This window comes from Duganella sp. Dugasp56 (assembly GCF_047304105.1).
GTDB lineage: Bacteria > Pseudomonadota > Gammaproteobacteria > Burkholderiales > Burkholderiaceae_D > Rugamonas > Rugamonas hordei.
This window is the reverse complement of record NZ_JBGLYQ010000014.1, coordinates 1-26,540: the sequence shown is the minus strand read 5'-3', so window position 1 is coordinate 26,540 and position 26,540 is coordinate 1. Positions and strand designations below refer to the sequence as shown.

The 26,540-nt window shown below is 61.2% G+C and carries 19 protein-coding genes; 14 read left to right on the top strand and 5 right to left on the bottom strand.

Translation table 11 applies throughout. The annotated features are described in order from the left end of the window. Positions 1–3: 3 nt before the first annotated feature. Together ACCD07_RS11700 and ACCD07_RS11695 are read right to left on the bottom strand one after the other, a co-directional pair. Positions 4–1,569 (bottom strand): methyl-accepting chemotaxis protein, encoded by a 1,566-nt coding sequence (locus ACCD07_RS11700; protein WP_413447432.1) that lies wholly within the window; start codon positions 1,567–1,569, stop codon positions 4–6. Between the two features lie 56 nt (positions 1,570–1,625). Next, entirely contained in the window at positions 1,626–2,081 is a 456-nt protein-coding gene (locus ACCD07_RS11695) for an Lrp/AsnC ligand binding domain-containing protein (protein WP_008443393.1), read from the bottom strand. 211 nt (positions 2,082–2,292) lie between these two features. Between ACCD07_RS11695 and putA the strand changes: the two genes are divergently transcribed. Continuing rightward, positions 2,293–5,946 carry a trifunctional transcriptional regulator/proline dehydrogenase/L-glutamate gamma-semialdehyde dehydrogenase gene (gene putA, locus ACCD07_RS11690; protein WP_413447431.1) on the top strand — a complete coding sequence of 1,218 codons (3,654 nt, stop codon included), beginning with the start codon at positions 2,293–2,295 and terminating at the stop codon, positions 5,944–5,946. 56 nt (positions 5,947–6,002) lie between these two features. Here the strand turns inward: putA and ACCD07_RS11685 are convergent, their stop codons facing one another. Then, the gene (locus tag ACCD07_RS11685) at positions 6,003–6,689 is read right to left on the bottom strand and encodes a 5'-methylthioadenosine/adenosylhomocysteine nucleosidase (RefSeq protein WP_176653224.1); all 687 of its coding nucleotides are present in this window, start codon (positions 6,687–6,689) and stop codon (positions 6,003–6,005) included. Between the two features lie 331 nt (positions 6,690–7,020). Next, positions 7,021–9,813 (bottom strand): EAL domain-containing protein, encoded by a 2,793-nt coding sequence (locus tag ACCD07_RS11680; RefSeq protein WP_353401809.1) that lies wholly within the window; start codon positions 9,811–9,813, stop codon positions 7,021–7,023. A gap of 358 nt (positions 9,814–10,171) precedes the next feature. Here ACCD07_RS11680 and ACCD07_RS11675 point away from each other — a divergent pair, with 358 nt between their 5' ends. The 8 genes from ACCD07_RS11675 to ACCD07_RS11640 all read left to right on the top strand — a co-directional run bounded on the left by ACCD07_RS11675 (position 10,172) and on the right by ACCD07_RS11640 (position 19,887). After that, entirely contained in the window at positions 10,172–11,209 is a 1,038-nt protein-coding gene (locus ACCD07_RS11675) for an NAD(P)H-dependent flavin oxidoreductase (protein ID WP_353401810.1), read from the top strand. Between the two features lie 28 nt (positions 11,210–11,237). Continuing rightward, the gene (locus ACCD07_RS11670) at positions 11,238–12,866 is read left to right on the top strand and encodes a GMC family oxidoreductase (RefSeq protein ID WP_413447430.1); all 1,629 of its coding nucleotides are present in this window, start codon (positions 11,238–11,240) and stop codon (positions 12,864–12,866) included. A gap of 123 nt (positions 12,867–12,989) precedes the next feature. After that, positions 12,990–13,760: an ABC transporter ATP-binding protein gene (locus tag ACCD07_RS11665; protein WP_176653221.1), complete on the top strand. Its 771-nt coding sequence runs from the start codon at positions 12,990–12,992 to the stop codon at positions 13,758–13,760. Beyond that, positions 13,760–14,467 (top strand): ABC transporter ATP-binding protein, encoded by a 708-nt coding sequence (locus ACCD07_RS11660; protein WP_176653220.1) that lies wholly within the window; start codon positions 13,760–13,762, stop codon positions 14,465–14,467. Before ACCD07_RS11665 ends, ACCD07_RS11660 begins: the two co-directional genes overlap by 1 nt. Positions 14,468–14,520: 53 nt before the next feature. Then, positions 14,521–15,729: an ABC transporter substrate-binding protein gene (locus ACCD07_RS11655; protein ID WP_176653219.1), complete on the top strand. Its 1,209-nt coding sequence runs from the start codon at positions 14,521–14,523 to the stop codon at positions 15,727–15,729. Positions 15,730–15,830: 101 nt separating this feature from the next. Further along, complete coding sequence (locus ACCD07_RS11650; RefSeq protein ID WP_176653218.1) at positions 15,831–16,715, top strand: branched-chain amino acid ABC transporter permease; 885 nt, start codon at positions 15,831–15,833, stop codon at positions 16,713–16,715. Between the two features lie 10 nt (positions 16,716–16,725). Further along, entirely contained in the window at positions 16,726–17,703 is a 978-nt protein-coding gene (locus ACCD07_RS11645; protein ID WP_176653217.1) for a branched-chain amino acid ABC transporter permease, read from the top strand. 120 nt (positions 17,704–17,823) lie between these two features. Continuing rightward, on the top strand, positions 17,824–19,887 hold the full coding sequence (locus tag ACCD07_RS11640) for a 3-hydroxybutyrate oligomer hydrolase family protein (protein ID WP_413447429.1): 2,064 nt from the start codon (positions 17,824–17,826) through the stop codon (positions 19,885–19,887). Positions 19,888–19,890: 3 nt separating this feature from the next. On the opposite strand, the gene ACCD07_RS11635 is transcribed toward ACCD07_RS11640, so the two are convergent. Continuing rightward, positions 19,891–21,057 (bottom strand): iron-containing alcohol dehydrogenase, encoded by a 1,167-nt coding sequence (locus ACCD07_RS11635; protein WP_176653215.1) that lies wholly within the window; start codon positions 21,055–21,057, stop codon positions 19,891–19,893. 125 nt (positions 21,058–21,182) lie between these two features. Here ACCD07_RS11635 and ACCD07_RS11630 point away from each other — a divergent pair, with 125 nt between their 5' ends. The 5 genes from ACCD07_RS11630 to ACCD07_RS11610 all read left to right on the top strand — a co-directional run bounded on the left by ACCD07_RS11630 (position 21,183) and on the right by ACCD07_RS11610 (position 26,477). After that, complete coding sequence (locus ACCD07_RS11630) at positions 21,183–21,947, top strand: sulfite exporter TauE/SafE family protein (RefSeq protein WP_353402017.1); 765 nt, start codon at positions 21,183–21,185, stop codon at positions 21,945–21,947. 167 nt (positions 21,948–22,114) lie between these two features. Then, positions 22,115–24,049, top strand: coding sequence for a tRNA uridine-5-carboxymethylaminomethyl(34) synthesis enzyme MnmG (gene mnmG, locus ACCD07_RS11625; RefSeq protein WP_176653214.1), 1,935 nt, complete (start codon positions 22,115–22,117; stop codon positions 24,047–24,049). Beyond that, positions 24,046–24,696 carry a 16S rRNA (guanine(527)-N(7))-methyltransferase RsmG gene (rsmG, locus tag ACCD07_RS11620; RefSeq protein ID WP_413447428.1) on the top strand — a complete coding sequence of 217 codons (651 nt, stop codon included), beginning with the start codon at positions 24,046–24,048 and terminating at the stop codon, positions 24,694–24,696. Before mnmG ends, rsmG begins: the two co-directional genes overlap by 4 nt. 113 nt (positions 24,697–24,809) lie before the next feature. Continuing rightward, a complete protein-coding gene (locus ACCD07_RS11615; protein WP_176653212.1) occupies positions 24,810–25,580 on the top strand; it encodes a ParA family protein in 771 nt (256 codons plus the stop codon). 9 nt (positions 25,581–25,589) lie between these two features. Next, the gene (locus ACCD07_RS11610; RefSeq protein WP_176653211.1) at positions 25,590–26,477 is read left to right on the top strand and encodes a ParB/RepB/Spo0J family partition protein; all 888 of its coding nucleotides are present in this window, start codon (positions 25,590–25,592) and stop codon (positions 26,475–26,477) included. Positions 26,478–26,540 lie beyond the last annotated feature (63 nt).

The following is a 26,540-nucleotide window of genomic DNA, read 5'->3' as shown; positions in this document are numbered from 1 at the left end:
CGATTACTTGTGGCTGGAGCGGTAGCCGATGCGGAAACCGCCCCAGTGCTTGCCGTTCACATAAATCGGCGCCGACAGGTCGTGCATCACTTCGCCGGTATCGCGCTTGTAGGTTTGCAGCAGGAAGGGCTTGGTGTTCGAGCCGCAGCGCTTGCCGGTACGGTCGCTGAAGATGCGCTTGGTGCGGTTGTTGACGATGTCGACATCGTAGTTGCCGGTCAGCGGCTGCGAGAATTTCTTGTTATGCGTGGGGAAATAGCCGTTGTTATCCACAGCGCCGGCGTAAGCCAGTTGCGGCATGGCCGCCAGCAGCGCTTCCTGCAGGACCGGCAGCACGCGGTCGGTGAAATCGTCGAAGCGGGTTTTATGCTTGGGCGGATCGGTGTTCGGGATCGGCGTGTAGCTGCGGTCGAACAGCGCCTCGCGCGTGATCTTGCCCGAGGCGATGGCCGACTCGAACAGCCGTCCCACATCTTCCGCCGCCTGCTGCGCGGCCATCCGGATCGGATCGTGCGAGGTCTCGATCGACGATTCGCCCAGCGCGCCGGTGATCACTTCGGCCCGCTCGGCCAGCGCCATCGCCGAACTGGCGGCGCGCGGCAATTCCTTCTCTGTGGATAACAGGCTGTCGCGGATGCTGGCGATGGCGGCGGCGATATCCTCGGTGGTGGCGACGTGCTCGCGCGAGGCGCGGGCGATCTGGCCGATCTCGTCTTCCGACACGCCGGATGAGCGCTCGATATTGCCCAGCAAACCGTGCACCGTTTCCACGTTGCCGGCCGCGTCGCTGACCCTGGCCGCCAGCGAATTCATGCCGGTGGCGGCCTGCTCGGCCTGCTGGTTGATCTCGCGCACCATGGTGCTGATCTCGTCGGTGGCTTCCTTGGTGCGCAAGGCCAGCTGGCGCACCTCGCTGGCGACCACGGCAAAACCCCGTCCCTGCTCGCCGGCGCGCGCCGCTTCGATCGCGGCGTTCAGCGCCAGCAGGTTGGTGCGGGCGGAGATTTCGCTGATGGCCTCGGTGAAGCTGTAAATCTTGCGGGAATTCGATTGCAGGCTGGCCATGACGGCGGCCGCCGTCTGCGCTTCCTGGCGCGCCGCGCTGATGCGCTTGAGGCCATGGTCGGCCTCGGCGCGCCCGGCCACCGTTTCGCCGCGCACCTGGGCGGCGATCTCCGCCGCGCGCTCGGCGTTGGCGGCGATGCGCTCGGTGGTCTCGGCGTTTTGCCGCGAGCTCTGGACGATGCTGCCGGCGATGCCGACATCGAGCTCGATTTTCTTCTTGACCGAATCGACGAAGTACGAGGTCTCGGCCGCGCCGATCATGATGGCGTCGATCTCTTCACCGACCACATGGGCGAATTGTCGTACGCCGCCCTCGTCGCTGCTTTGCCGGGCCGCCCACCAGGCGATCAGCGCACCGGTCAACGCCGCCGGAGCGGCGGTATAAATCAGTGCGGCGCCATCGCCCGCCGCCAGGTTGAACAAATAAGCAAGGCAGGTTCCTCCCGCCGTCGCCCCCAAAAACCATAGTCCGCGTTGCACCAGCTTGTGCTGCAAAAGCTTCATTTGTCCCCCGTTTGACCCAGAACGCCTGGCGTCCCGACTAATTTATTTCCACGATGCTATTTTATGGGTAACTTGGTGGTATTCTTCACTTCTTCCATGACGGCGTAGGTGTGGGTCTCACGAACGCCTTTCTGGAGCAGGGTTTTACCGAGGAATTCCCGGTAAGCTGCCATGTCCTTGACGCGGGCTTTGACCAGGTAGTCGAAGCCGCCGGCGACCATGTGGCATTCCAGTACTTCCGGAATCACCTGGACACTGTGTTTGAACGCGTCGAAGACTTCAGGGGTGGTGCGATCAAGCACTACCTCTATGAAGACGAGCAAGGATACATCAAGCAACTGTGGATTCAGTTGGGCGGTGTAACCCATGATGTAGCCGGACTCGTGCAACTTGCGCACGCGTTCCAGGCAGGCAGCCGGCGACAGGTTCACCCGCGCCGCCAGTTCGACATTGCTGATGCGGCCATCGCTCTGCAATTCCATCAAGATTTTCTTACTGATCTTGTCTAGCATTTCCGGGAACTCCTACATAAATATTATTTGGTTAAATTGTCTCACCAAAAACAATCTATTGCTAGCCCCCTGTATTACCAGAATTAATCCAGAAGAAATCACACTACAATCGAATCATCAGTTGTTCTTCATTTTTACGCTCGCCGGCGGTCGCCGGTTGAGCGTTTTTTTGTAATGAGCCGCGCCAAAATTTCTATTCTGAGAGTGATTCATGCAAGCAGTTGTTTCCACCGGTTTTACCCCTTTTTCCGCGCTGCAAAACGAGATCCTGCGCGACCCGATTCCCCTGCGCGCAGCAGTGACGGCCGCCTATCGCCGCGATGAAGTTGACGCTGTTCAATGGCTGCTGGAACAGATCAAGAATAACGACGCCAACAGCCTGCAGCAGGCTCAACAACTGGCCCACAAACTGGTCAGTTCGGTGCGCGAGCAACGCACCCGCGCATCCGGCGTGGATGCCCTGATGCACGAGTTTTCGCTGTCTTCCGAAGAGGGTGTGGCACTGATGTGCCTGGCCGAAGCTTTGTTGCGTATTCCCGACAATGCCACCGCCGACCGCTTGATTGCCGACAAAATCAGCAAAGGCGACTGGCGCAAGCACCTGGGCGAGTCGCCGTCGTTGTTTGTCAATGCGGCAACCTGGGGCCTGCTGATCACCGGCAAACTGGTCAGCACCAACAGCGAAACCGGCCTCGGCTCGGCGCTGAGCAAGCTGATCGCCAAGGGCGGCGAACCGCTGATCCGCAAAGGCGTGGACCTGGCGATGCGCATGCTGGGCAACCAGTTCGTCACCGGCCAGACCATCGACGAAGCGATCAAGAATGGTCTATCCAACGAAGCGCGCGGCTACCGCTACTCCTACGACATGCTGGGCGAGGCTGCGCTGACCGAGGCCGATGCCAAGAAGTACTATGCCTCCTACGAAACCGCGATCCACGCGATCGGCAAGGCCTCGAACGGCCGCGGCATCAAGAACGGTCCCGGCATTTCGGTCAAGCTGTCGGCGCTGCACCCGCGCTACAGCCGCGCCCAGCGCGCCCGCGTGATGGAAGAACTGCTGCCGCGCGTGCGCCAGCTGGTGCTGCTGGCCAAGCACTACAACATCGGCCTGAACATCGATGCGGAAGAGGCCGACCGCCTGGAACTGTCGCTGGACCTGATGGAAGCGATGGCCTACGACCCGGAACTGGCCGGCTTCGACGGCATCGGCTTCGTCGTGCAGGCTTATCAAAAACGCTGCCCGTTCGTCATCGACTACCTGATCGACCTGGCCAAGCGCAGCGGCCGCAAGTTCATGGTGCGCCTGGTCAAGGGCGCGTATTGGGATGCCGAGATCAAGCGCGCCCAGGTCGACGGCATGAGCGGCTATCCGGTCTACACGCGCAAGGTTTATACCGACGTATCCTACCTGGTCTGCGCGCAAAAACTGCTGGGCGCGACCGACGTGATTTATCCGCAGTTCGCCACGCACAACGCGCAAACCTTGTCGACGATCTACACCTGGGCCAAGCGCGACGGCGTGACCGACTACGAATTCCAGTGCCTGCACGGCATGGGTGAATCGCTGTACGACCAGGTGGTCGGCAAGGACAACCTGGACAAGCCGTGCCGCATCTACGCGCCGGTCGGCACCCACGAAACGCTGCTGGCCTACCTGGTGCGCCGCCTGCTTGAGAACGGCGCCAACTCGTCGTTCGTCAACCAGATCGTCGACGAAGCGATCCCGGTCGATACGCTGGTCAAGGATCCGGTCGCGCAGGCGCGCGAGCAGGGGGGCCAGCCGCACACCGGCATCGCCCTGCCGCTGAACATGTTCGGCGACCGCAAGAACTCGACCGGCTTCGACCTGGCCAATGAAAACGTGCTGCGCGATATTTCGGCGGCACTGGCCACGCCACGCAGCTGGCATGCCGCTCCGCTGCTGGCGGGTGCGCTGAGTGCCGGCCAGCCGGTGCAGGACGTGACCAACCCGGCGCAGCGCAGCGACATCGTCGGCCAGCTGGTCGAAGCCAGCGCCGCCGACGTCGAAGCGGCGCTGGCCAGCGCCAGCAATTTCGCCATGGACTGGCAGACCACCGAGCCGTCGCTGCGCGCCGCCGCACTGAACCGCGCCGCCGACCTGTTCGAAGCCAACGCCATGGAACTGATGACGCTGGCGATCCGCGAAGCGGGCAAATCGCTGCCGAACGCCATCGCCGAGCTGCGCGAGGCGGTCGATTTCCTGCGCTACTACGCGAATGAGGTGCATGGTTCGACCAACACGCTGGCGCTCGGCCCGGTGACCTGCATCAGCCCGTGGAACTTCCCGCTGGCGATCTTCACCGGCCAGGTGGCCGCGTCGTTGGCCGCCGGCAACGTGGTGCTGGCCAAGCCGGCCGAGCAAACGCCGCTGATCGCGCACCGCGCGGTCGAACTGCTGCATGAGGCAGGCATTCCGCGCGCCGCGCTGCAATTCCTGCCTGGCCGCGGCGAAGTGGTCGGCGCAGCGCTGACCGCCGACGCGCGCGTCAAGGGCGTGATCTTCACCGGCTCGACCGAAGTGGCGCAGCTGATCAACCGCACGCTGGCCAAGCGCGCCATCGCTGAAAACTGCGATATTCCGCTGATCGCCGAGACCGGCGGCCAGAACGCGATGATCGTCGATTCGTCGGCGCTGCCGGAACAGGTGGTGCAGGACGCGATTTCGTCGGCCTTCGACAGCGCCGGCCAGCGCTGCTCGGCGCTGCGCGTGCTGTTCCTGCAGGAAGATATCGCCGACAAGACCATCAAGATGCTCAAGGGCGCGATGCAGGAGCTGAAAGTCGGCAACCCGGACCGCCTGGTGACCGATATCGGCCCGGTGATCGACGCCGAAGCGCAGCAAAACCTGCTGGCGCACATCAACAAGCTGAAGGCTACGGCGCTGAATTACTTCTCGCTGGACCTGCCGGCCGCTGTGACGACCGCCGGCACCTTCGTGCCGCCGACCGTGATGGAGATCCGCTCGCTGGCCGAGCTGACGCAGGAAGTGTTCGGCCCGGTCCTGCACGTGATCCGCTACAAGCGCGCCGATCTGCCGGCGCTGGTCGAGCAGATCAACGAAAGCGGCTTCGGCCTGACGCTGGGCATCCACTCGCGCATCGATGAAACCATCGACTACATCAGCTCGCGCGCGCATGTGGGCAACATCTATGTGAACCGCAACATTGTCGGCGCGGTGGTGGGTGTGCAGCCGTTCGGCGGCGAAGGCAAGTCCGGCACCGGCCCGAAAGCCGGCGGTCCGCTGTACCTGAAACGCCTGCAGCGCAGCGCAATAACGACGTCCCAGCACGAACGCCAGGCGACGCCGGGCCTGGATGCGCTGGCGGTCTGGTCGAAAATGCATGGCCACGAGCGTGTCGCGAGCCTGGCCGAACAGTACAGCCGCACGACGATGCTGGGCAGCCTGACCGTGCTGCCCGGCCCGACCGGCGAACGCAATACGCTGGCGCTGGTGCCGCGCGGTTCCGTGGTTTGCGTGGCCGAAACGCTGGCGGGCTTGTTGAACCAGATCGCTGCGGCACTGGCCACCGGCAATATCGCGCTGGTGGCGGAAGACAGTTCGAAACTGCTGCCTGGCGACCTGCCTGCCGTGGTCAAGGATCGCGTGCAAGTTGTCGGCAGCCTGCGGGACTTTGCCGGCGATTTCCAGATCGCCCTGGTCGAGACCATGCGGGTCGCTGGCCTGCGTGCCTTGCTGGCGGCCCGTAGCGGGGCGCTGGTGGGCTTGATCGACACCAACGAGGATGGTGCCATCCCCCTGTGGCGTTTGCTTGCTGAGCGTGCTCTGTGCGTCAATACGACGGCAGCCGGCGGCAATGCCAGCCTGATGACGCTGGAAGCGTAAGCTTTAACGATTACCTGTTGTTGTTTTAAGGGCCGGGATAAAACCCGGCCCTTTTTTTACGCCTTGCAGAAGTTTTCAATCACTTCAAAGGCGTAGCGGGAAGCCACCGTTTTGATGAAATGCATGAAGTCGACGGCGGCGTCATCGTTGGCGTTGTCCGAGATCGTGCGGATCACCGCAAACGGGATGCCCAGCTCGAAACACACTTGCGCCACGGCTGCGCCTTCCATCTCCACTGCCAATAAATCGGGCAATGCAGCCTTCAGGGCCTGAATCTGCGTCAGTTTGCCTATAAATTGATCACCGCTGGCGATCAAGCCACGATGCACGCGCGAGGTCAGCTGGGCGGCGCCGGCCAGCCGGTCCGTCAACGCCCTGTCCGTGGCGAAGTGCGAGATACCCGTCAGCGGGATCTCAAACTGTGGAAAAAGCGGGCTGGCATCGAAATCGTGCTGCACCAGCGATTCGGCGACCACGATATCCCCAACCCGTACATCTTTATCCCCGCTTCCGGCGACGCCGGTAAAGATGATGTGGGTAACTCCGAACTTTTCCACAAGGATGGAAGCTGTCATCGCTGCGGCAACCTTGCCTATACGCGACAGAACGCACACAGCGTCGATTTCCCAGAGTTTCCCGCCCGTGTACTCCCTCATGCCATGGACGAGCTTGTAGGGGCTCTGAAGGGCTTCTATCAGCCCATGCTGTTCTTCAGCCAACGCGCTGATGATGCCTAAACGCATGCTTTTCCTTGGTTTTCAATGTGGCGGCTGTGGATTTCCCGCTGTTTTTCCACAGCGGTTTTCAAAAAACGATCGATTTTAAGCGGTTTTTTGCTGTGCGAAGTGCTTTCAGAGCACGAGCAGGCCTTCAGATTTCGCGTTTTGTGGTTTAGTAGTTTACAAAAGATTTATATAAAAATAGTAGTAATAGTAAACGAGCAAAAGCCTGTGGATAAGTCCTGTATACGTTTACAAATCATTTGTTTACGAGAAAGATAAGCCGCTGCATAAGCGCTGTAACAGTTCAGGAGCAATTCTGTATAAAATATCGGCCTCCGGACAACTTGAGTGCTTACTCACAAGTCGTCCTGTGGATATCCAGCGAGTTATTCACAGGCGAGGTCCCGGTTTTGATCTTTTTCTCCAATTCTTCGGCCGAAATCGGCCTGGAAATCAGATATCCCTGTCCAAAATCGCAACCGGCAGCCTTGAGGGCGTCCATTTGTTGCGGTGTTTCGATGCCTTCGGCGATAACCTTGATGCCCAGCTTGTGCGCCATGGCGATAATTGCCTCGCAAAGGACGATGCCGTCCGTGCCATCGGCCAGATTGGAGACGAAAGTTGGATCGATCTTGATGTAATCGATATCGAAGCGCTTTAAAAACGCGACCGAGCAGTAGCCGGTGCCGAAATCGTCCAGCGAAATCTGCATATGGGCGTGCTGCAGCGCCAACATGCGTTCGGAAACCGAGTTGGCCGTGTCCAGCAGCAGGTTTTCCGTCACTTCGATGATGATGCTGTTGGGGTTGAGGTGCAATTCCTGCAAAAAATCCAGCCACTGCTGGTAGTTGCTGCCGTCGTCGCGGAACTGCCAGGAGGATTTGTTCACGCTGACCTGGAAATCGGGCAATCCCAGTGCCTGCAGCTTGTGCGCTTCTCGCGCGGCCTGCTTGAACACCCAGTCGCCGATGCCGACGATCATGCCGCTGCTTTCGGCGATGCCTATAAATTCAGCAGGATTCAGCAGTCCGCGTACCGGATGCTGCCAGCGCACCAGCGCTTCGGCCTTGCAGATGTTGCCGCTGTCCAGGTCGACGATCGGCTGGAACAGGATCCGCAGTTCTTCGTGATTGACCGCCTCGCGCAATTCGTTGACCAGGGTCATGCGCACGCGCGTGGCTTCCTGCATGAACGGCGCGAAATAATTGAAGCGGTTGCGGCCCTGCTGCTTGGCCGCGTACATGGCCTGGTCGGCGTTCTTGATTAAAGTTTCAGCATCGGCGCCGTCCTCCGGGTACAAGGTGATGCCGATGCTGCTCGAAATATGGGCAATGTGGTTGTCCGCCCCGTCGTCGAGGTCGAAAGGCGTGCTCATCTGCTTGAGGATTTCCTGCGCGATGCGCACCACATCGCCGGCATTGCGCAGCTCGCTCAAGATGACGGTGAACTCGTCGCCGCCCAGGCGGGCCACGGTATCGGTGCCGCGCACGGAATTGGACAGCCGTTTTGCCACTTCTTTCAGCAGCAGATCGCCTTTGTCGTGGCCCAGTGTGTCGTTGATTTCCTTGAAGTGATCCAGATCGACAAAGACCAGCGCCATCGGCAGGCCCGAGCGGTCGGTTTTTTTCATTTCCTGGCGCAGGTGCTCATGGAACATGCGCCGGTTTGGCAATCCGGTCAGCGCGTCGAAGTTGGCCTGGCGCCAGATTAATTCTTCGGATGCCTTCCTTTTGGTGATGTCGCTGAGCAGGGCGACGTAGCGGAAAGGATTTCCCAACTCGTCGTAGACGGTGTTGAAGCGCATCGCGACCAGGTATTCCTCGCCGTTCTTGTTCTGATGCCAGAGTTCGCCTTCCCACTGGCCGGACTGGGCGATCGATTCAAACATGCGCGTGTAGAAGCTCAGATCGTGGCGGCCGGAAGTGAGCTCATAGCCGCGGTGGCCGATCACTTCTTTTTCCGAGTAACCGCTGAGCGAAGAAAACGCCGGATTCACCGCCAGGATGCGGCCGTCCGCATCGGTCACCATCATGCCTTCGCCGGAATTCTGGAACAGCAGCGCGGCCAGCTTCATGGATTCTTCGTTTTTGCGCCGCTCCTCCTCGTTGGCGAGCAGTTTTTGCTCCATCTCGCGGCTGGCCGTGTACATGGTGCGGTAGCGCAATTCGCGTTCTTCCTGCCTGGTGTAGGTGCGCAGCGAGAAGTGGCCAGCGCCTGCCATGAGCAGCAACAATATCGCCAGGCCGGCGCCGGCGATCAGATAGTTTTGCTGCAACAGCCTGGTCGCTTCCGAATCGTTGCTGCCAACAACGATCACCAGCGGAACATCCGCGAATACGCGGTAGCTGAAGACCCGGGTCAGCTTGTCGATGCTGCTGACGGTTTTGTAGGTGCCGGATTTGGCGCGGCGAACGTTGTCGAATAAGGCCGTCGGGCCCAGGTCGCGGGCAAATGCTTCCTCAAAATTCGGCGCGCGGGCAATCACTTTTCCACCAGCGTGTACCAATGTGATCGAGATGTCGGAACTGAAGCGCGAGTTTTCAAAAACGGTGGCGTAGCGGCTGACATTCAGTGGCGCGACGATTACGCCAAGGAATTCGCCTTTGGCGCTTTCCACGCGGCGGCTCAGGAAAAACAGTTTTTGCTTGCTGCGGCGACCTATCGCCGGCTCGCCAACGAACAACTTTCCGCGCATGGACTCGTTCAAATGGGCTTTGAAGTAATCGCGATCTCCGTAGGCGGTTCCGGCGACGTCGTTGTTGGTGGACGTGGCGACGATGTCGCCTTTGGTATCCAGGAATGTGATCCAGTATTCGCTGTTGAAACTTGATCCGCGTGAGGACAGTAGTTCCGACATCATTTCCGGCGAACGGCGTTGTTGCGGGTTCAGGACTTTGATGGCATTGGCAAAACCGAGCAATGACAGATCGATCGATTGAATCGAGTACCGCACATGGGCTTCCATTGCCTTGACGTAATGCTCGGTCTGGCTCTGAACGGAGAGCTCGCGTTCGATGTAAGCGGTGCGAAATTGCGTGACGACAAGCGCAATGGCAAGTGCCGCCATAAGCAAAAGGCCGGTGATCAGACGTCGCCGAAAGCGCAGATAAGCCGGCGACCGTAGATTTTTGCGTGGTGAGGACAAAAAATTCTCCGGCTGTGGCTGTTTGTTTGCCAACTTAGTATAGGGGAAAGAAGTCGTATCGGGTTGCCAAGGCGCTTGCGCCTGTGGTTTTTGGGTTTATGGTTTACTCTAAAGATGTAGATATAAAAATAGTAGTAGTTGTTAACGCAGACACTTTTCTGTGGATAAGTCCCCATTTTGGATTAGAATCAGGCGTTTACGCGCCGTATAAGCAGGCTCGAAAGCCGTGTATGAGCAAAGAACTGTTTTGGGATAAGAAAAACGGTCCCCAAAATTTTTTTGTTTACTCACATTTGGTGCCTGTGGATATCCATAGACTTATCCACATGTGAAAAACACCATTTGTGCGAGGTTTTCGATGAATTTGGCATCTGTTTTTCCGCATCCGATCATCCAGGGCCCTACCGCCGGTGCCGGCAATACGCCGGCCCAGGTGGCGGCCGTCTCCAATGCCGGCGGGCTGGGCACGCTGGCCTGTTCCCTGCTGTCGCCGGACACGATCCGCGAGCAAACCGCGCAAATCCGCGCGCTGACCGACAAGCCGTTCTGCCTTAATTTCTTTGTTCAGGGCATGCCTGAGCCGGATCCGGCGGAAGTGGCGCGCGCGGTGGAATGGCTCAAGCCGCTCTGGTCGTCGCTGGGCTGGACCGAACTTCCGGCGCCGGCCAAGTGGTGCGAAGACTTCGCGGCCCAGTTCGAAACCTTGATCGCGCTGCGCCCCGCCGTGGCCAGTTTCACGTTCGGCATTCTCAGCGAGGCGCAAATCAGGCGGCTGCATGATGCCGGCATCCTGGTTGTCGGCACGATTACCCACGCCGACGAAGCGCTGGCCTGGCAGAGCAGGGGCGCCGACGCGGTGATCGCCTCCGGAACGGACGCGGGCGGACATCGCGGCACCTTCATCGGTGCGCAGGAAGACGCCAAGCTGACCACTTTCGAGTTGCTGCCGACGGTGGTCGCGGCCGTGCATATTCCGGTGATCGCGGCCGGCGGCATCATGAGCGGCGCCGACATCAAGCGCGCGCTGGATGGCGGCGCGCAGGCGGTGCAGATGGGCACGGCGTTTCTGGTCACGGACGAGTGCGCCATCAACCCGCACTACAGGCAACGGCTGTTGACGGCCGGGGATCATCCGACCCGGCTGACGAGGACGTTTTCCGGCCGCTACGCGCGCGGGCTGGAAAACCGCTTGATGCGCGAGCTTGCGCCGGTGGAGAAGCAACTCCCCGCATATCCTATTCAAAATGCGCTAACCACGCCTATTCGTGCCGAAGCAGCCAAGCGTGGCGATACCGAACTGATGTCGCTCTGGTGCGGCACCGGCGTATCGCGCGCGCGGCCCATGCCGGCGGCGAAACTGGTCGAAACCTTGATCGCGGAGTTGAACGCGGCCTGACGGAAACACCACCCTGGAGGAGCAGTTTTTGGAATCAGCAGGCACATACGATTACATCATTATTGGTGCAGGGTCAGCGGGTTGTGTATTGGCAAACCGACTGAGTGCGAACAGGGAAGCGAATGTCCTGCTCATCGAGGCGGGCGGCAAAGACGATTATGTGTGGATACACATACCCGTCGGCTACCTGCATTGCATAGACAATCCGCGGACGGACTGGATGTTCCGTACGGAAGCCGATCCCGGGCTGGGCGGCCGCAGCCTGCTTTACCCGCGCGGCAAAGTGCTCGGAGGCAGTTCCTCCATCAACGGCATGATCTACATGCGCGGCCAGGTCGGCGACTACGACCGCTGGGCGGACCTGACCGGCGACGACAGCTGGCGCTGGCAGTCGGTGCTGCCCTTGTTCAAGAAGAGCGAGGATTACCACGGCGGCGCGTCGGAAAATCATGGCGCCGGCGGTCCGTGGCGCGTGGAAAAGCAGCGCTTGTCGTGGCGCATACTGGACGCCTTCCGCGACGCGGCCGAGCAAACCGGCATCCAGAAAGTGGATGATTTCAATCGCGGCGACAACGACGGTTGCGGCTACTTCGAGGTCAATCAAAAACGCGGCATACGCTGGAATACGGCCAAGGCGTTTTTAAAACCGGCGGCGAAACGGCCTAACCTGACCATCATGACGGGCTGCCACGTGGAACGCCTTATCATTGAAAAAGGCGAGTGCGGCACCGTTTGCAAAGGTGTGATTTTCACCGGCGGCGGCACCCGGTTCAGCGCCACCGCAGAGAAGGAAACCCTGTTGGCGGCTGGCTCCGTTGGCAGTCCGCAGATTTTGCAGTGCTCCGGCATCGGCGCCGCGGCGATGCTGAACCAGCATGGCATTGCGACGATGGCCGACCTGCCCGGCGTCGGCGAAAACCTGCAAGACCATCTGCAGCTGCGCATGATCTACAAAGTCGGCGGCGGCGCGCGCACCTTGAATACGATGGCGTCCAACTGGTTCGGCAAGATGAAAATCGGCCTTGAATATGCGCTGTTCCAGAGCGGGCCGATGTCGATGGCGCCGTCGCAGCTGGGGGCGTTCGCCCGGTCCGATGCCGGCCAGGCCACGCCGAATCTGCAATATCACGTACAGCCTTTGTCGCTGGAAAAGTTTGGCGATCCCCTGCACGCTTTCCCCGCATTCACGGCCAGCGTTTGCAATCTGCGGCCGACGTCGCGCGGTCATGTGCGCATCGCCAGCGCCGATTCGTATGCGCCGCCGAAAATCTCGCCGATGTACTTGAGCACCGCGGAAGACCGCAAAGTGGCCGCCGCCGCGCTGACGTTGACGCGCCGCATCGCCGCCGCGCCGGCGCTGCAGAAATACGCGCCGGAGGAATACAAGCCCGGCATCCACTATCGCACGGAGGAGGAGTTGGCCGACGCGGCGGGGGCGATCGGCACCACGATTTTCCATCCGGTGGGCACCTGCAAGATGGGCCGCGCCGACGATCCGGGTGCGGTGGTCGACAGCCAATTGCGTGTAATTGGAGTACGCGGCCTGCGCGTGGTCGATGCTTCCGTGATGCCTTTCATTACCTCAGGAAATACCAACTCTCCCACCATCATGATCGCTGAGAAAGCTTCAGAAATGATTCGTTCAGAGTGGAAATGAAAGACCGGCCCCGTTAGGCTTAGATCAAAAGTCAACCGTAGTTATACTGTATTGTTAGCCAATTTGTTACTGTGTATGATCTAAAAAAATTTAGTAGTTTGAAAAGAATAACTGGGAGACAGGATGTCCGGCGTTATCTTGGAAACAAAGAATCTGACCAAGGAATTCAAGGGTTTTACCGCGGTCAATGATGTCAATCTCAAAGTGCAGCGCGGCCACATCCACGCGCTGATCGGTCCCAATGGTGCAGGCAAAACCACATGCTTCAATTTGCTGACCAAGTTCCTGGTGCCCACTTCCGGCCAGATCCTGTTCAACGGCAAGGACATCACCGCCGCCAAGCCGGCGCAGATCGCCCGCATGGGCGTGATCCGTTCGTTCCAGATTTCGGCGGTGTTTCCGCACCTGACGGTGTTGCAGAATGTGCGCATCGGCCTGCAGCGCCAGCTGGGCACCAGCTTCCACTTCTGGCAAAGCGAGCGCGCGCTGGACAAGCTCAACGACCGCGCCATGCAGCTGCTGGCCGAGGTCGACCTGACCGAATTCGCCGACACCGTCACCGTCGACATGCCTTACGGCCGCAAGCGCGCTTTGGAGATCGCCACCACGCTGGCGATGGAACCGGAGCTGATGTTGCTTGATGAACCGACCCAGGGCATGGGTCACGAAGACGTGCACCGCGTGACCGAGCTGATTAAAAAAGTGTCGTCCGGCCGCACCATCCTGATGGTCGAGCACAACATGAAAGTGGTGTCCGGCATCTGCGACAAGATCTCCGTTTTGCAACGCGGCGCGATGCTGGCGGAAGGCACGTATGCGGAAGTTTCGAACAATCCACAAGTGATGGAAGCGTATATGGGTACAGAAGCCGCCGTGCTGGAAGGAGCCCACTGATGACGGCCGCTCTGGAAATTTCGAACCTGCAAACCTGGTATGGCGAATCGCACATCCTGCACAACGTCAATTTGACGGTGCAGCCGGGCGAAGTGGTCACGCTGCTGGGCCGCAACGGCGCCGGCCGCACCACCACGCTGCGCTCGATCATGGGCTTGACCGGCGCCCGCAAGGGCTCGATCAAGGTCAACGGCGCGGAATCGATCGGTTTGCCGACGCATAAAATCGCCCACCTCGGCATCGGCTATTGCCCGGAGGAGCGCGGCATCTTCTCGTCGCTGTCGACCGAGGAAAACCTGCTGTTGCCGCCGCAGTTGTCCACCGGCGAGAAGGGCATGTCGGTCGAGGAAATCTACGCGATGTTCCCTAACCTGGAAGAGCGCAAGCACAGCCAGGGCACGCGCCTGTCCGGCGGCGAACAGCAGATGCTGGCGGTGGCGCGCATCCTGCGCACCGGCGCGCGCCTGCTGTTGCTCGATGAAATTTCGGAAGGCCTGGCGCCGGTCATCGTGCAAGGCCTGGCGCGGATGATCACCACGCTGAAATCCAAGGGATACACCATCGTCATGGTGGAACAGAATTTCCGGTTTGCCGCCCCGCTGGCGGACCGGTTTTATGTGATGGAACACGGTCAAATCGTTGAGACCTTTGTTGCATCAGAACTGAGCGCCAAGATGCCGGTGTTGACCGAGCTTCTGGGCGTGTAAGCAAGTGGAAAAAAATAAGCAATAACACTACTTCTTGAACCAACGGAGACGAAATGAAACTTAAAGCCATCACCATCGCAGCAACCGCCGTATGCGCATTCGGCCTGTCTTTTGCTGCCCAAGCCCAGGTTTCCGGCGACACCATCAAGATCGGCCTGATCACCGACATGTCCGGTCTGTACACCGACATCGACGGCGCCGGCGGGGCCGAAGCGGTCAAGATGGCGATCGCCGACGCCGGCGTGGTCATCGCCGGCAAGAAGGTCGAGTTCATCTCCGCGGACCACCAAAACAAGGCCGACATCGCCGCCTCCAAGGCACGCGAATGGTTCGACCAGCAGGGCGTCGACCTGCTGATCGGCGGCACCAACTCCGGCGCCAACCTGGCCATGGCCAAGGTCGCGGCCGAGAAGAAAAAAGTGTTCATCTCGATCGGCGCCGGCTCGGCCCGCCTGACCAACGAGGAATGCACGCCGTACACGATTCACTACGCCTACGACACCATCGCGCTGGCGCGCGGCACCGGCGGCGCCATCGTCAAGCAGGGCGGCAAGAGCTGGTACTTCCTGACCGCCGACTACGCCTTCGGTCAGTCGCTGGAAAAAGACACCGCGGACGTGGTCAAGGCGCAGGGCGGCAAGGTGCTGGGCTCGGTCAAGCACCCGCTGTCGGCGTCGGACTTCTCGTCCTTCCTGCTGCAGGCGCAATCGTCGGGCGCGCAGATCCTGGGCCTGGCCAACGCCGGCGGCGACGCGATCAACTCGATCAAAGCCGCCAACGAGTTCGGCATCACCAAGAAGATGAAGCTGGCCGGCCTGCTGATCTTCATCAACGACGTGCACTCGCTGGGCCTGAACCTGACCCAGGGCATGTACCTGACCGACGGCTGGTACTGGGACCAGAACGCGGAAACCCGCGCCTGGTCGAAGCGCTACTTCGAGAAAATGAAGAAGGAACCGTCGATGCTGCAAGCGGCCGACTACTCCGCCGCCAGCAACTACCTGAAGGCGGTCAAGGCCGTCGGCAGCGACGACACCGACAAGGTCATGGCCTACCTGAAGGCGAACAAGATCAACGACATGTTCGCCAAGAACGGCGTGATCCGCCCGGACGGCCGCATGGTGCACGATATGTACCTGATGGAAGTGAAGAAGCCGTCGGAATCGAAATATCCATGGGATTACTACAAGGTCGTGGCCACCATTCCCGGCGACCAGGCGTACGCCACCAAGGCGGAAACCAAATGCGCCCTGTGGAAATAAGCTGAGTTGTACACAGGCTGCGCGCGCTTCCACGCTGCGCGCGGCCTTTTTCTGGCTCCGCGCCGCCCCGTCCGGGGAGGCGATCTTTATATTGTGATCTCATGGAAATTTTCGGCGTTCCCCTGCCCGCGATGATGAGCCAGCTGCTGCTGGGGCTGGTCAACGGCTCCTTCTATGCCATGCTGTCGCTCGGCCTGGCCGTGATCTTCGGCCTGCTGAATGTGATTAACTTCTCGCACGGCGCCCTGTACATGATGGGCGCGTTTGTCGCCTGGATGGGGATGGCCTACTTCGGCCTCAACTATTGGGTGATGCTGGTGCTGGCGCCGCTGATCGTCGGCGTGTTCGGCATCATCATTGAAAAAACCATGCTGCGCTGGCTCTACAAGCTGGATCATCTGTATGGCCTGCTGTTGACCTTCGGCATCACCTTGCTGGTCGAAGGCGTGTTCCGCTCGTTCTACGGCGTGTCCGGCCAGCCGTTCCAGGTGCCGGAGGCGCTGGCCGGGGCGACCGACCTCGGCTTCATGGTGCTGCCGAACTACCGTGCGTGGGTGGTGGTGGCCTCGCTGGCGGTGTGCCTGTCGACCTGGTTCGTCATCGAGAAGACCAAGCTGGGCGCCTACCTGCGCGCCGGCACCGAGAATCCCAAGCTGGTCGAAGCCTTCGGCATCAACGTGCCGCTGATGGTCACGCTGACCTACGGCTTCGGCGTCGCTTTGGCGGGCTTTGCAGGGGTGCTGGCGGCCCCGGTGATCCAGGTGCAGCCCCTGATGGGCCAGAACCTGATTATCGTCGTATTCGCCGTTGTGGTGATCGGTGGCATGGGGTCGATCATGGGTTCCATCCTGACCGGTCTCGGCCTGGGCATCATCGAGGGCCTGACCAAGGTGTTCTACCCGGAGTTTTCGTCGACCGTGGTATTCCTGGTGATGGTCATCGTGTTGCTGATCCGTCCAGCCGGCTTGTTCGGCAAAGAAAAATAAGAGGGCACAGATGAATAAGAAACTGGGTTACCTGATCGCCTTCGCGATCGCGCTGGCGGCGCCGTTTGTCGGCTATCCGATCTTCCTGGCCAAGCTGCTGGTGTTCGCGCTGTTTGCCTGCTCGTTCAACCTGCTGATCGGCTTTACCGGCCTGCTGTCGTTCGGCCATGCCGCCTTCTTCGGCGCCGCCGGCTACGTGGCCGGCAATGCGATGAAGGTGTGGGGCTGGCCGCTCGAGCTGGGCATGCTGGCCGGCGTTGCGGCCGGTGCGCTGATCGGGCTGGTGATGGGCGCGCTGGCGATCCGCCGCCAGGGCATCTACTTCTCGATGATCACGCTGGCGCTGGCGCAGATGGTCTACTTCGGCGCGCTGCGCGCCGGCGAGTTCACCGGCGGCGAAGACGGCCTGCAGGGTGTTCCACGTGGAAAACTGCTGGGCATGCTCGACCTGTCCAACGATACCGCGCTGTACTTCTTCGTGCTGGGTGTCGCGGTGCTGGCCTTTATGCTGATCGTGCGTACCGTGCATTCGCCGTTCGGCCAGGTGCTGAAGGCGATCAAGGAAAACGAGCCGCGCGCGATCTCGCTGGGCTACGACGTCGACAAGTACAAGCTGCTGGCCTTCGTGCTGTCGGCCGCGCTGTCCGGCCTGGCCGGCGCTTCCAACATGCTGGTGCAGGGTTTTGAAACGCTGACCGACGTGCACTGGAGCATGTCCGGCCTGGTGATCCTGATGACCCTGGTCGGCGGCATGGGCACGCTGGCCGGTCCGATGCTGGGCGCCATCATCATCATCGCGCTGGAAAACAAGCTGGGCGACTTCGGCATTTTCATGGTGTCGCACACCGGCATCGAATGGTTCAACACCATCGGCGAAGCGGTCAACATGGTGATCGGTTTTATCTTCATTGTCTGCGTGCTGTTGTTCCGGCGCGGGATTATCGGCGAAATTGTCGCGCGCTTCGGCGCCGTCAAGAAGCCCGCATGATGTAGCGCACGCGCCGGACGTTCTGTCCGGCGCTTTTTTCTCATCGGTAGTAAATTTTTATCTGGCCGCCGGCCGGAGTGGGAGTGGTCCGTCCGTAACTTTTATTGAATAGAGGATGACATGCATATTAAAAAACTTGCGTTGGCGCTAGCCGGCGTTGCGCTGACCGCTTGCGGTTCGAACGAGCACGATACGGCTGAAGATCTGAACCAGTTGCCCAGCTACCTGGGCACGATCACCAGCAAGACCTACGACGGCACCAGCGACGATTTGCTGACCGCCGGCCTGGGCGCCACCGGCCTGGCTGCCGCGGCCGCGCCCACCTACGCGGATCCGGTGAATCCGACGCCGGCGGAGCTGCGGCGCAATGCGATCTACGCCAACTACCGCGCCGTGCTCGACATCTCCGCCAACAGCGGCTACGGCACGCTGTACGGCCCGAATGTGGATGCCAAGGGCAATGTCGGATCGGGGCAGGGCATGGTCGCCGGCTCCGAGTACGTGGCGTATTCCGACGACGGTACCGGCAACCAGAACGTGACCTTGATGGTGCAGGTGCCGGCGACGTTCGACGTGAATAATCCATGCATCGTCACCGGCACCTCGAGCGGGTCGCGCGGCATCTACGGCGCCATCGGCAGCGCCGGCGAATGGGGCTTGAAGAACAACTGCGCGGTCGCCTACGCCGACAAGGGCAGCGGCACCGGCCTCTACGCCTTCGACGACGACAGCGTGAACCTGCAGAACGGCGTGCGCGCCACGCGCGCGTCGGCGGCCAAGAATTCCATCTTCACGCCGGCGCTGAGCGACGCCGACCGCGCCGCGTTCGCCTCGTCGTCGCCGGCGCGCATCGCCTTCAAGCACGCGCACTCGCAGCAGAATCCGGAAAAGGACTGGGGCAAGTTCACGCTGCAGGCGGTGGAGTTTGCCTTCTACGTGCTGAACGAAAAGTACGGCGTGCTGGCCAAGGATAACAAGAGCCACATCGTCCGCCTGACGCCGAAAAACACGATCACGATCGCTTCCAGCATCTCCAACGGTGCGGGCTCGGCGCTGCTGGCCGCGGAACAGGACACCAAGGGCCTTATCAGCGGCGTGGCGGCCACCGAGCCGCAAGTCCAGCCCAAGACCGCCACCGGCTACTCGGTGCGCCAGGGCGGCGCCAGCGTGACGGGGCAGGGCAAGGCGCTGTTCGACTACTCGACCTATGCCGCGCTGTACCAGCCTTGCATCGCGTCCACAGCGGCCGCTCCGGGGCGTTGCACGGCGCTGGTGGCCAAGGGCCTGCTGACCGGCACCGACCTGCTGTCGCAGCAGAACGACGCCAAGGCGCGCCTGAAGGCTTACGGCTGGCTGGCGGATTCGGACATCCTGCAGGCCGCGCACGCCGGCACCAACATCCTGGTGGCGGTGACGTACGCCAACGCCTACGGCAAGTTCTCGGTGACGGACAAGGTGTGCGGATTCTCGTTCGCGCCGACCGACGCCACAGGCACGCCGCTGGCCTTCACGGCTGCTCAAAAAGCGAGCAGCTTCGCCACGCAGAACGGCATCGTCGGCAGTGTGGTGTACGAGAATTCCGTGGGCGGCGCCAAGGCTTATAACTTCGGCGTGTCGCCGAGCAGCAGCCTGGCGGACCAGTCGCTGGACGGCTTCCTGTGCCTGCGCTCGCTGGCGACGGGTGTCGATGCGGTCACCGGCGGGCCGCTGAGCGCGACGCTGGCGGCGCAAAGCGCGCGCGTGAAAGCGGGCATGGCCGAGGTGGCGGCGACCGGCAATCTGCATGGCAAGCCGGCCATCATCGTGCAGGGCCGCAGCGATACGCTGATCCCGGTGAACTTTGCCTCGCGCGCGTATCTGGGCCTGAATGCGTCGGCGGAGGGCGGCACCAGCAAGCTGCGCTACATCGAGGTGACCAACGCCAATCACTTCGATTCGTTCACCAACGCGCTGCCCGCGAATATCGTGCCTTTGCACGTGTACCTGTTCCGGGCGCTGGATGCGATGATGGCCAACCTGCGCAGTTCGGCGGTGGCGCTGCCGCCGTCGCAGGTGGTGCGGACGGTGCCGCGTTTCGATAACACGTCGCTGATCACCGTGGCCAACGTGCCGCCGATCGCCGCCGCACCGGTGACCGGCAACACCATCACCGTCAGCGGCACCACGGTCGACGTGCCGAACTAGGGTCTACAACGCTGCGGCGTAGATCGCCCTCGCATCGTCGCGCGTGACGGTGCGGGGGTTGTTCCCCAACAAACGGGTCTGGAGCATGGCGTCATCCGCCAGCCGGTCCAGGTCCGTTTCCCTGATCCCCACCTGCTGCAAGGTCCGCTCGATCCCCGAGATGATGGCAATTTGCTGCATCGCAACAACCAGCGCTTCCGCCCTCGCCTCGACGCTGCCGCTCGCTTCCGGCACCACGATCTCAGCTAGTTCCGCATACAAGCCAGCCGCTTCCGGCGCGTTGAAACGCAGCACGTGCGGCAGCACCAGCGAATTCGACAAGCCGTGCGGCACGTGGAATATGCCGCCTATTGGATACGCCAGCGCATGCACCGCCGCCACCGGCGCGTTGGAGAACGCCTGTCCCGCCAGCATGGCGCCGAGCAGCATCGCCTGCCGCGCCGCCAGGTCGCGGCCATTTTCGCAGGCGCGGATCAGGTTGGCGGACAGCAGGCCCAGCGCCTTGCGCGCCAGCAGGTCGGACAGCGGGTTCTTTTTATGGCGGCTGGTGTAGGCCTCGATGGCGTGCACCATCGCGTCGATGCCGGTCGCGGCGGTGACCAAAGGCGGCAGGCCGAGCGTCAGTTCCGCGTCCAGCAACGCCAGGTCCGCATAGAGTTGCGGCGCGACGACGCCCATCTTTGTGGTGGCGCCGGTCGTCACGATGGCGATGTTGGTGACCTCGGAACCGGTGCCGGCGGTGGTTGGAATCTGCACCAGCGGCAAGCGAGCGCCCTTCACATTGCCGATGCCGTAGATCGCGCCGAGCGGCTGGTCGCTGCCGGCCAGCACGGCGATCAGCTTGGCGACATCCATCGAACTGCCGCCGCCGATGCCGATGACGATGTCGGTCCGATGCTTGCGCGCGGCGGCGACTGCGTCCAGCACCACCTGTTCCGGCGGGTCGGCGACGACGTTGGAATAGACCTCCACCTGCAGTCCGGCGGCCCGCAGGCTGGCGGCCGGAACGTCCACCAGGCCTGTCTTCAGGAAGCCGGGATCGGTGACGAGCAGGGCGCGTTTGGCGTCCGGAAAGCGCTGGGTGATGTGCTCGCCAAGCCTGCCGGCGGCGCCGAGCTCGGACACGACATGGGCGACAGTGCTGAATGCAAACGCTGGAAAATCATTCATGGCGGCGGCTTCCTGGAGTTGGAGTTTCACGTGAAATCTTACAGTAAGCATGACGGACATGCATGGAGAGCGGCTTGGCTTTCTTCCGTACAATATAGCCTTTGCATGCTTGAGGAATGTTCGTGATGGTCGACTATCTGGTGTTGGGAGTGGCTGCGTTCGGCGCGGGTCTGGTGGACTCGGTCGTCGGGGGTGGGGGATTGATACAGCTGCCGGCGATGTTCGCCGTGTTTCCCAACATGGCGCCGGCCACGCTGATCGGCACCAGCAAGCTGGCCGGCATATTCGGCACCGGCGTGGCCGCGGTCAACTACGCGCGTCGCGTCGCCATCGCCTGGACGGTTGCCGCGCCTGCCGCGTTCACCGCCTTGATTTTCTCCTTCCTCGGCGCCTACACGGTAACCAGGGTATCGGGCGAATTCATGCGGATGCTGTTGCCGATCGTCCTGTTGGCGGTTGCCATCTATACCTTTGCCAAGAAGGACTTCGGCAATGTTCACGCTCCGCTGCACACCGGCCGCAAGGAACAGACGCTGGCGCTGCTGATCGGCGCCGGCATCGGATTCTACGACGGCTTCTTCGGCCCCGGCACGGGCAGCTTCCTGGTGTTCCTGTTTGTCCGCGTCTTCGGCTTCGATTTCCTCGCCGCCTCGGCGGTAGCCAAGATCGTCAACGTCGCGTGTAATTTCGCCGCGCTGGTCTGGTTCGGCTACAGCGGCCATTTGTTGTGGGAGCTGGGCGCGTTCATGGCGGTGTGCCAGATCGGCGGTTCCATCATCGGCTCGCGCCTGGCGATGAAGCACGGCAGCGGTTTCGTGCGCCAGCTGTTCCTGATCGTGGTCACGATATTGATCGTGAAATCTGGCTACGATGCATGGTTGCGTTGGTGATATTGTTTCACGTGGAACCAAAAGAGGGCGCCTGTTGGGAACGACAGGCGCCCTTTTTCAATGTTTCACGTGGAACAATCGGGCACTATTTTTTTGCTCAAAAAAGTCGCAGCAGCAAAAAGACTCTATAATCTGACCTTGATCCCTTCGCTTTAACCAAATCCATCATGTTATTTCCAACTAATTTCGACGTCATCGTTGTCGGCGGTGGTCACGCCGGTACCGAGGCGGCCCTCGCTTCCGCCCGCATGGGGCAGAAGACTCTGCTGCTCACGCATAACATTGAGACGCTGGGCCAGATGTCGTGCAACCCATCCATCGGCGGTATCGGCAAAGGCCATCTGGTCAAGGAAGTCGATGCCATGGGCGGCGCCATGGCGATCGCCACCGATGAATCGGGCATCCAGTTCCGCATCTTGAATTCCTCCAAAGGCCCTGCCGTGCGCGCAACCCGCGCCCAGGCCGACCGCATCCTGTACAAGCAAGCCATCCGTTCGCGCCTGGAAAACCAGCCCAACCTGTGGCTGTTCCAGCAGGCCGTCGACGATCTGATGGTGGAGGGCGACCGCGTGGTCGGCGCCGTCACCCAGATCGGCCTGAAGTTTCTGGCGCCAGCCGTGGTGCTGACCGCCGGCACTTTCCTCGACGGTAAGATCCATGTCGGCCTGCAGAACTACTCGGCCGGCCGCGCCGGCGATCCGCCGGCGATCTCGCTGTCGGCCCGGCTGAAGGAATTGAAGCTGCCGCAAGGCCGCCTGAAGACCGGCACGCCGCCGCGCATCGACGGCCGCAGCATCGATTTTTCGCTGATGACAGAGCAGCCGGGCGACCTCGATCCGGTGCCGGTGTTCTCGGTGATGGGCAATGCCGCCATGCATCCGCGGCAGATGCCGTGCTGGGTTACGCATACCAACAACAAGACCCACGACATCATTCGCGCCGGTCTGGACCGCAGCCCGATGTACACCGGCGTCATCGAAGGCGTCGGCCCGCGCTATTGCCCGTCGATCGAAGACAAGATCCACCGCTTCTCGGCCAAGGAATCGCACCAGATTTTCCTGGAACCGGAAGGCCTGACCACCAACGAATTCTATCCAAACGGCATCTCGACCAGCCTGCCATTCGACGTGCAGATCGAACTGGTGCGCTCGATGAAGGGCATGGAAAACGCCCACATCCTGCGTCCCGGCTATGCCATCGAATACGATTATTTCGACCCGCGCGGCCTCAAGGCATCGCTGGAAACCAAGGCCGTTGCCGGCCTGTACTTCGCCGGCCAGATCAACGGCACCACCGGCTACGAGGAAGCGGCGGCGCAGGGCATGCTGGCGGGTATCAACGCCGCGCTGCAAACCCAGGGCCGCGAAGCCTGGACGCCGGCCCGTTCCGAGGCCTACCTCGGCGTGCTGGTCGACGACCTGGTCACGCAAGGCGTGCTGGAACCGTACCGCATGTTCACCAGCCGCGCCGAATATCGCCTGAGTCTGCGTGAAGACAATGCCGACATGCGCCTGACCGAAATCGGCCGCAAGCTGGGCTGCGTCGGCGATGCGCAGTGGGAAGCGTTCGAGAAAAAACGCGAAGCCGTGGCGATGGAACTGGAGCGTCTGCGCTCGACGTGGGTCAATCCACGCATCCTGGAAGCGGCCGAATCCGAGCGCGTCATCGGCCAGGCGATCGAGCGCGAGTACTCGCTGGCGAATCTGCTGGCGCGTCCCGGCGTGGACTACGACAAGCTGATGAGCTTGTCCGGCATCGACGGCCGCGAGCTGGCCGGTCCCGGCGTGAGCGACGAAGCGGTGCGCGAACAGGTGGAAATTCAACTGAAGTATTCGGGCTATATCGACCGCCAGACCAAGGAAGTCGAGCGCCACGAGCACTACGAAAACCTGAAATTGCCGGAAGGTTTCAGCTACCTGGACATCACCGCGTTGTCGGTGGAAGTGCGGCAGAAACTGCATGCGCAGCGTCCGGAAACGCTGGGCCAGGCATCGCGCATTTCGGGCGTGACGCCGGCGGCGATCTCGCTGCTGCTGGTGCACCTGAAGAAGGCAGGCTTCGGTGGATTTGTGAATGCTGAAAAAGATGAGGCTGTTCAATGAAGGTGTTTGACCGTGCAGTACTCGCGGATGTTTTAAAACAAGGCATCAATAGTCTGAAGCTGGACCTTGGCGACGACCAGGTGGAAAAACTGCTGGACTACCTGGCGCTGCTGAACAAGTGGAATTCGGTGTACAACCTGACGTCGGTGCGCGATCCGATGCAGATGGTGACCTTGCACGTGCTGGATTCGCTGGCGGCGGTACCTGCCTTCGCCGGCGCCGCCAACGTGCTGGACGTGGGAGCAGGGGGCGGACTGCCGGGCATGGTGCTGGCGATCAGCCGTCCGGACATGAAAGTGTCGATGATCGACACGGTGCACAAGAAGACCGCGTTTTTGAATCAGGTAAAGGCGGAGCTGGGCCTGTCCAACGTGACGGTATACACCAAGCGCGTGGAGCAGCTGGAAGTGAAGACGAAATTCGACGTCATCACCTCGCGGGCTTTTGCGGACCTTTCCGACTTCGTCAACTGGTCGGGGCACCTGCTGCAAGAGGGCGGGCGATTTATAGCCCTGAAAGGGACGGCGCCGGCAGAGGAGCGGGAGCGACTGCCAGAGCCATGGAAAGTGCAGAAACTGGAGCCTTTGGAAGTGCCGGGGCTGGACGCGGAGCGCCACCTGGTTTTCATCCAGGCCGAAACTAGGTAAATGATTTATACGATATAAATGGTTTATACAGTTTATTCTGTATAAACAATATAAATCGTTTATATCGTTTTAATAGTATATACAATTAGCAGTACGAACATAAAAAGAAATACATGGCGAAAATTTTTTGCGTAGCGAATCAAAAGGGTGGCGTAGGTAAGACTACCACAACGGTCAACCTGGCCGCCGGATTGGCAAAGCTGGACCAGCGCGTATTGCTGGTCGACCTGGACCCGCAAGGCAACGCCACGATGGGTGCAGGCATCAACAAGGCAGGGCTGCCGGCATCGACTTATGAGGTGATGCTGGGCGAATCAGACGTGGCCACAGCGCGCCAGCGGTCGGAGCCGGGCCAGTTCGACGTGCTGCCTTCCAACCGCGAGCTGGCAGGCGCCGAAGTCGAGATGGTCTCGCTGGACAACCGCGAGCGCCGCCTGAAGGATGCGCTGGCCCTGGTCGACAAGGAGTACGACTTCATCCTGATCGACTGCCCGCCCGCGCTGTCGATGCTGACCTTGAACGGCCTGTGCGCCGCGCACGGCGTCATCATCCCTATGCAGTGCGAGTACTACGCGCTGGAAGGGCTGTCCGACCTGGTCAACACGATCAAGAAGGTGCACGCCAATCTGAATCCCGACCTGAAGATCATCGGCCTGCTGCGCGTGATGTTCGATCCGCGCATGACCTTGTCGCAGCAGGTGTCGGCCCAGCTGGAGCAGCACTTCGGCGACAAGGTTTTCAAAACCATCATCCCGCGCAACGTGCGTCTGGCCGAAGCGCCGTCGTACGGCCTGCCGGGCGTCACCTTCGATCCGGCCTCCAAGGGTGCGCAGGCGTATATCGCCTTCGGCGCCGAGATGGTCAAGCGCATCAAGAAAATGTAAGGCAATCACATGGCAACCAAAAAACTCAAAGGCCTGGGTCGCGGCCTGGAAGCGCTGCTCGGCGGCGACGGCGACATCACCACCCCGGACGCGAACACGCCGTCCGAACTGCCGGTCACGCAGATGCAGGCCGGTAAATACCAGCCGCGCACGCGCATGGACGAAGGCGGCCTGCAGGAGCTGGCCGCGTCGATCAAGACCCAGGGCATCATGCAGCCTATCCTGGTGCGCCCGGTCGGCACCGACAAGCTGACCGGCGAGATCAAGTACGAGATCATCGCCGGCGAACGCCGTTTCCGCGCCGCGCAAATCGCCGGCCTGGAAGTGCTGCCTGTTTTGGTGCGCGACGTCGACGACCAGGCCGCCGCCGCGATGGCGCTGATCGAGAACATGCAGCGCGAGGATCTGAATCCGCTGGAAGAGGCGCAGGGCATTCATCGCCTGATCACCGATTTCAGTTTCACGCACGAACAGGCGGCGACCGCGGTCGGCCGTTCGCGCAGCGCGGTGTCGAACCTGCTGCGCCTGATGAACCTGGCCAATCCGGTACAAACGATGCTGATGGCCGGCGATATCGACATGGGACACGCCCGCGCGCTGTTGTCGGTGGATGCGGCGACGCAGATCAACCTGGCCAACATGGTTGTCGCCAAACGGTTATCGGTGCGCGAAACCGAAAAGCTGGTCGCGCGGACGCTGGAAGAGCAAAAGGCTCCGCCGGCCGAAGCACGTCAAAAAGAAAAGTCCGGCGACATCGTTCGCCTGGAAGAAGAGCTGTCCGACACCTTGGCCACGCCGGTGGTGTTCAAGATGGGCGCCAAAGGTCGCGGCCAGATGATCATCGACTTCGCCGACCTCGACATCCTCGACGGCGTACTGGCCCGCCTGCGCGCCTAAACCCGGGGTCAGATCCGACATTCGGACACGAGCTCTGCCGTAGCAGCCGCTACGGCAGAGCTC